The following is a 2,111-nucleotide window of genomic DNA, read 5'->3' on the forward strand; positions in this document are numbered from 1 at the left end:
CTTCAAGCCCAGCTACAAAATACCCAATCTGCTGTAAATAAAGACCTGCAAGCTATCAAGCAAGAGACTATCCAAGAAGCGTCACATGCGGTAGAGAAAACTCAGGTTGTACAATCTCAACAACAAAAGAGCATTCAAAGTCTACAGCTAGCGGTAGCCGATGTGAAAGGTCGTCGTCCAAATGACTGGCTGCTTGCGGAAGCTGATTACTTAGTAAAACTAGCTGGTCGTAAACTATTCCTTGAGCATGATGCGGTTAGCGCAACCAAACTAATGGAAAGTGCCGATCAGCGTATCGCTGCACTTAACGATCCAAGCCTAGTATCATTGCGTCAGTCTATGACTAATGACATCACTAAGCTTCGTACTATCCCTCTGATCGACCGCGATGGCTTAGTCCTACGTATCACGAGCCTTCAGCAACAAGTCGATAAGCTACCTCTGGCGAATGCGATTCTTCCTGAGGCTGAAGTCGTCGAGAAAAAAGCCGTATCTCAAGACATCAATGATTGGCAAAGCAACCTGATGACGTCGATGAAAGACTTCTCAGAAAACTTCATCACTTTCCGTAGCCGAGATGGCGAGGTTATCCCTCTACTATCCCCAGAACAGCACTTCTACCTGCGCGAAAACATCAAAGGTAAACTGGAAACCGCAATTCGCGCAGTCTACAAAGAGCAAGGTGAAGTTTATAGCGCAGCTCTAAAGACAGCTAACGAGTGGTCTAAGTCGTACCTAAACCAAGATGACAATTCAGTTATCGAGTTTGAGAAGGCTATCAAACAGCTAAGCGAGCAAAACATCACTGTTAAATACCCAGTGAAACTTGAGTCTCAGATCCAGTTGTCTGATGTGATTCGTGAACGTCTACGCCGTGAGGTTACGGTAATGACCTCGGAGGAGAAATAATGATTCGTTTAATCTTTCTTTTCCTCGTTCTGGGTGCAGGTCTATTTGTCGGCACTCAATTTTCAGGTCAACAGGGCTATGTGCTGATATCAATTGCCAATAAGACCATTGAGATGAGTGTGACCACTCTGGCGATCTTTGTGATTGCACTTTTAGCGGCACTATTCGGCCTAGAGTACCTATTTAAAAAGCTAATTTATGCAAGTTCAACAACTTGGAATTGGTTCAGTGTTCGTAAACTAAAGCGCTCTCGCCGCTACACCAATGAAGGCATCATCAAACTTCTTGAAGGTGATTGGAAAGGTGCAGAGAAGAAAGTCACACGTTGGGCTAACCACCACGACATGCCTCTGCTTTGTTACCTAGTGGCTTCTCAAGCCGCACATGAGCAAGGGAATACCGCTGAACGTGATAAATACATCGAACTAGCTAGCCAACAAGATGATTCGCTACTGGCAGTAGAGCTAACAAAAGCGAAACAGCAAATCAGTGAATCAAACTATGAAGCGGCTTTCGATACTCTTTCTAGCTTAAAAGGTTCACACCCAAACAACACTGCAGTCCTGGGCTTACTAAAAGCGACCTACATGCAGCTTAAGTTATGGCAACCATTGCTGGAACTAACCCCTAAGCTCTCTAAGAACAAGCTTCTAACGGCAGAAGAACAAAGTGAATTAGAGCAGAAAGCACAATGTGGTTTACTTCACGATGTAGCACAACAGCAAGGCAGCGAAGGCTTAATCAGTCACTGGAACAAGCTTCCAAGAAAACAAAAGCAAAGCTCACACCTTGTCTCTTGTTTCGTAAAACAACTGATCGCCCGTAAAGCCGATGCAGAAGCTTTTACAGTTATCAAAGAGAACATTGCTAAAACAGGTTCAAACGAGCTCTACATGCTACTTCCAGAGCTGAATCTTGCTGATCACCACCCAGTGGTTGTTATGTTAGAGCGCGCTATCAGCAAAGATAGCAATAATGCAGAAGCACACAGTGCATTAGCTCAGTTCTACTTAAGAGAACAGAACTGGGCAGAAGCACAAAACCACTTCGAGAAGGCTCTGGCACTACGCTCAAATGTATCAGATTACGGGTACCTATCAGATGCACTAGAGAAGCAGAACCTAACCAAAGCAGCCCATGAGGTCTCTCGTAAGGCACTCGCTCTAGTTCAACCAGCTTAAATCCCTCTGCATAATTAAGAA

The 2,111-nt window shown here is 44.6% G+C and carries 2 protein-coding genes; both read left to right on the forward strand.

The window, feature by feature from the left end; all coding sequences use genetic code 11:
- Positions 1-909: uroporphyrinogen-III C-methyltransferase (locus tag A3712_RS19015; protein ID WP_063524668.1), on the forward strand; the 909-nt coding region annotated here is incomplete at its 5' end.
- Positions 909-2,090, forward strand: a complete 1,182-nt coding sequence (locus A3712_RS19020; protein ID WP_063524669.1) for a heme biosynthesis protein HemY — start codon at positions 909-911, stop codon at positions 2,088-2,090. The genes A3712_RS19015 and A3712_RS19020, both read left to right, overlap by 1 nt.
- Positions 2,091-2,111 lie beyond the last annotated feature (21 nt).

This window comes from Vibrio sp. HI00D65, from assembly GCF_001635455.1.
Taxonomy (GTDB): domain Bacteria; phylum Pseudomonadota; class Gammaproteobacteria; order Enterobacterales; family Vibrionaceae; genus Vibrio.